Origin of the sequence: Salinibacterium sp., assembly GCF_031364185.1 — a bacterium.
GTDB lineage: Bacteria > Actinomycetota > Actinomycetes > Actinomycetales > Microbacteriaceae > Rhodoglobus.
Genome location: NZ_JANLVV010000010.1, coordinates 1 through 4,255, shown reverse-complemented (window position 1 = coordinate 4,255; position 4,255 = coordinate 1). Strand labels below are relative to the sequence as shown.

Sequence of the window (4,255 nt, the reverse complement as noted above, 5' to 3'; positions counted from 1 at the left end):
TGGGTGAATGCCGCCGGATTCAAAATGACCGGGTACTTCGAGTCGACAGCCTCGTGCAGCCAGCCGATGAGAGTCGCCTCGTCATCGGTTTGCCGCAGGTCTATGGTGAGTCCGGATGCCTCGGCCTCCAGCCGCGCCTTGAGGTCGTCGAGCGTGCCATTGCCGTACACGTCTGGCTCACGACTGCCGAGACGGCCGAGGTTGGGGCCGTTGAGAATGAGGACCGTGGACATGGGTTCGAGTGTATCCAGTGTCTGCGGCGTGGCCCGACCGGGGCTCAGACGCCAACTTCCTGGTACGCGGCATAGAGCATGGCTTCGTCCGGCCCCGCGAGCACGGTCGGCTTGCCGACGTCATCCAGCACGATGAATCGGATCATGCCAGCGCGCGCCTTCTTATCGCGCTGCATGGTTGCGAGCAGGGTGTTCCAGCGTCCGAGCGAGTAGTCGATCGGCAGGGTCAGTGATTCGAGGATGCTGCGGTGACGGTCGACGACGCCATCGGACAGAGAACCGGCGAGCCGACCCAGCTCGGCGGCGAAGACCATGCCCACGCTGATGGCAGCGCCGTGCCGCCAGCGGTAGCGTTCGGCATGCTCGATCGCGTGGCCGAGGGTGTGGCCATAATTCAGGATCTCGCGCACACCAGACTCCCTGAAGTCTTCGCTCACGACTCGCGCCTTGAGACCGATCGACAACTCGACGACGCGACGAAACTCGGCACTGTGCGGATCCGTCGCGAGGTCGACATCTGCTTCGATGATGTCGAGGATGTCCGGCTCACCGATGAAGCCGCACTTCACGATCTCCGCGAAACCGGCGAGGATTTCGTTGCGGGGCAGGTCATCGAGCACGTCGAGGTCGGCGATGACAGCAGCTGGAGCGTAGAACGATCCGACGAGGTTCTTGCCTTCCGCCGTGTTGATTCCGGTTTTGCCGCCGACTGCGGCATCCACCATGCCCGCGACACTGGTGGGGCATTGGATGAGGCGTACGCCGCGTAGCCAGGTCGCTGCGACGAAGCCTGCAAGGTCGGTGGTGGAGCCTCCCCCGAAGCCAATCACGGCATCCGTCCGGGTGAAGTCGGTTTGCCCCATGATGCCCCAGCAGAACGCGGCAACCTCGATACGTTTCGCGTCTTCGGCGTCGGGAACCTCGGCCAGCAAAGCCTCATAGCTGTCCGAGAGCGAGTCGCGCAGTGCCGCAGCCCGAGCCCCCAGGGTGGGTGGGTGCACGATCAGAACCTTGGACACGCGCGACCCCAGATGCCCTGCAACGGTGGCCAGGGTTCCGTGGCCGATGATGACGTCGTAGGGGTCTGCGCCGCCCACAGAAATAGTGGTGGAAGTCATGATTGCCGCCTTTCGAGCCAGTCGGCTATCTGCTGGGCCACCCCGTCGAGGGGTTGGCCCGAGGTATCGATGGAGAGCTGTGAGAGCCGATCGTAGAGGGGCTGCCTGGCGCCGACGATGGCACGCCAGGAGTCGATCCCGTCGGCGAGCAGTGGTCGTTTACCCCCGCCAATGCGAGCCTGCACGGCCTCCGCCGTGACCGTGAGCTGCACTACCGGGAACTGGCCGAGGTCGGCCTGTGTTCGCGGATCGAGCACGGCTCCCCCACCGAGGGTGACGACAGCGTGTTCTCGCAGCGCCTCCGCGACGACATCGCGTTCGAGGGAACGAAAGTGTGGCTCACCATGCTCGGCAAAAATGTCGGCGATCGTTCCGTGCCGCTCGACAATCTGCCTGTCGGTGTCGATGAAGGCCACGTCGAGCAGGCGCGCGAGTCGGCGCCCCGTGCGAGTTTTTCCCGCCCCGGGTGCGCCAATGAGCACAACAGTGGCGCCGGAGTCGCTCGTGCCCTGGCCACCAGCTCGCTGACTATTCACGCGCCTACTATTCGCGTACTGACGCGTTCGCTGTGGCGAGCGCATCGGGAATGGCAGACAGATAGCCGTCGAGGTTGCGCTTGGTTTCGCCGACGGAGTCTCCTCCGAATTTCTCGAGCACGGAGTTGGCGAGCACGAGAGCAATCATGGCTTCTGCGACGACACCGGAGGCGGGAACCGCACAGACATCGGAACGCTGGTGGTGGGCTTCCGCTGCCGTGCCGGTCGCGACATCCACTGTCCTGAGGGCACGCGGAACCGTGGAGATGGGCTTCATCGCCGCTCTGACTCTGAGCAGGGTGCCCGTGCTCATACCGCCCTCGGTGCCACCCGCCCGATCGCTGAGCCTCGTGATGCCATCGGGGCCCATGACCAGCTCGTCGTGCGCCTGGGAACCGCGACGTCGGGAGGTCTCGAACCCGTCACCGATTTCGACACCTTTGATCGCCTGGATTCCCATGATCGCGGCGGCAAGCTGCGAGTCGAGGCGCCGGTCCCAGTGCGTGTACGAGCCGAGCCCGGGTGGAAGCCCGTACGCCAGTACCTCGACGACTCCGCCGAGGGTGTCGCCGTCGTCGTGTGCCCTGTCTACTTCGGCGACCATGGCGGTGGATGTCGCGGGGTCGAAGCAGCGCAACGGATCGGCGTCGAGCACGCCTACGTCGTCGGCGCCGGGCACAGGGGACCCATCCGGCACTCGCACCGTCCCCACTGACAGCGTGTGGCTCACCAGCCGAATTCCGAGTTCAGAGAGGAATGAGCGAGCTACGGCACCCAGCGCGACCCGCGCCGCAGTTTCACGAGCACTGGCCCGCTCGAGCACGTTCCGCGCCTCGGGAAAGTCGTATTTTTGCATGCCAACGAGGTCGGCGTGGCCCGGTCGAGGTCGGGTCAGGGCTGCGCTGCGCCCTTTCGGCAGCGACTCAAGATCGACGGCAGCGGCGCTCATCACATCGATCCAGCGCGGCCACTCCGTGTTGCCGATGCGCAGCGCGATCGGGCTCCCCATGCTGGCACCGAACCGGATCCCGCCACTGATAGAAAGCTCGTCCTGTTCGAACTTCATGCGCGCCCCGCGACCGTACCCGAGCGAACGACGCTGCATGTCCGCTTGGATCGCCTCGGCGGTCACCGGAACTCCAGCGGGGAGCCCCTCGAGAATGGCGACGAGCTCGGGACCGTGCGACTCACCAGCCGTCAACCAACGCAGCATGCCCCAATCCTCTCATAGCGCGATCCTCCCCTGGCGCGACACCGACTCCGGACCGAGCCGTACGGCGGGCCTTAGCGGGAGTGCAGAGCCTCTCGCATCGCTCGGATCACTGCCGCTTCATCCGGCAGTTGCTCGGTCGGGTTGCCGGTGAGAAAGATCCGGATCTGCCCGACGGCCTGGTTGACCAAAAGGTCGAGTCCCGAAATGACGGTGGACCCCACAGCCGCCCACGAGGTGGCCAGTGCGCTGGGCCAGGGAGAATAGGCGACATCGAGCAGTACGCTCGTCGATCTGGCTTCGAACGTGACGTCGGGGACTGTCACTCCACCGGGCAGGGTGCTCACCACGGCAGCGGCAACCTCCATCGAACGCGGCACAACGCCCCAGCCATCAATCATCACCTCAACCCCGAGGTCGACACCAAGCTCGACGAGACCGGCCGCCTTTGCCGGCGTCCTCGCGGAGACCAACACCCTGCTCGCGCCGAGCCCGGCCACCCCGGCGATAACAGAGGCCGCCGTAGCACCGGCTCCGAGAACATGCACTGTATCGAGGCTGTGTACTCCGGCATCCCGGAATGACTGCGCAACTCCATATACGTCGGTGTTGAATCCGTAAAGTGCTCCGTTTTCACCGACCAGCACGGTATTCGCGGCACTCACAGTGTCCACCACACTGTCCCGAAAATCCAGCAGAGGCAGGATGCCACGTTTCAGCGGCATTGTCAGCGACAGTCCCCGCCAGCTCGAGTCGAGTTTCTTTGCGAAGCCCGCGAGTGACCCCTCTGTGACATCGACAGACTCATAGCTCCAGTCGAGCCCCAGCACCTCGTATGCGGCCTTGTGGATGCGCGGAGAAAGCGAATGGGAGATCGGCGAGCCCAGCACCGCGAGCCTGGTGCGAGCCTTCACTCTCCCGTGTTCCAGTCGGGATGATCGCGAAGCCACTGCTGCCAGACCTCGACTGCCGCGTTGTGCTCGTCCACGGTTGTCGAGAATGTAGTCTCTCCGGTCTCGCCATTGACGAGCACGAAAAAGAGCCATGGTCCGTCTACCGGATGCAGTGCTGCGTCGATCGCGGCGGCGCCAGGGGCCGAAATAGGCCCGATTGGCAGTCCAGGGTGAACATAGGTGTTGTATGGATTGCTGTCGTCCG

The 4,255-nt window shown here is 64.6% G+C and carries 6 protein-coding genes; all 6 read right to left on the bottom strand.

Annotation, left to right across the window (positions count from 1 at the left end):
• Positions 1–233, bottom strand: a 233-nt coding sequence (locus RMN95_RS00835) for a type II 3-dehydroquinate dehydratase (protein ID WP_309615083.1), incomplete at its 3' end; no start/stop codon positions are given.
• Positions 234–277: 44 nt separating this feature from the next.
• Positions 278–1,351, bottom strand: a complete 1,074-nt coding sequence (aroB, locus tag RMN95_RS00830) for a 3-dehydroquinate synthase (RefSeq protein WP_309615082.1) — start codon at positions 1,349–1,351, stop codon at positions 278–280.
• Positions 1,348–1,887: a shikimate kinase gene (locus tag RMN95_RS00825; protein WP_309615081.1), complete on the bottom strand. Its 540-nt coding sequence runs from the start codon at positions 1,885–1,887 to the stop codon at positions 1,348–1,350. The genes aroB and RMN95_RS00825 overlap by 4 nt, the downstream gene beginning before the upstream one ends.
• A 7-nt stretch (positions 1,888–1,894) precedes the next feature.
• Complete coding sequence (gene aroC, locus RMN95_RS00820; protein WP_309615080.1) at positions 1,895–3,100, bottom strand: chorismate synthase; 1,206 nt, start codon at positions 3,098–3,100, stop codon at positions 1,895–1,897.
• Positions 3,101–3,171: 71 nt separating this feature from the next.
• Positions 3,172–4,011: a shikimate dehydrogenase gene (locus RMN95_RS00815; protein WP_309615079.1), complete on the bottom strand. Its 840-nt coding sequence runs from the start codon at positions 4,009–4,011 to the stop codon at positions 3,172–3,174.
• On the bottom strand, positions 4,008–4,255 hold a 248-nt coding region (locus RMN95_RS00810), incomplete at its 5' end, for an endolytic transglycosylase MltG (RefSeq protein WP_309615078.1). The genes RMN95_RS00810 and RMN95_RS00815, both read right to left, overlap by 4 nt.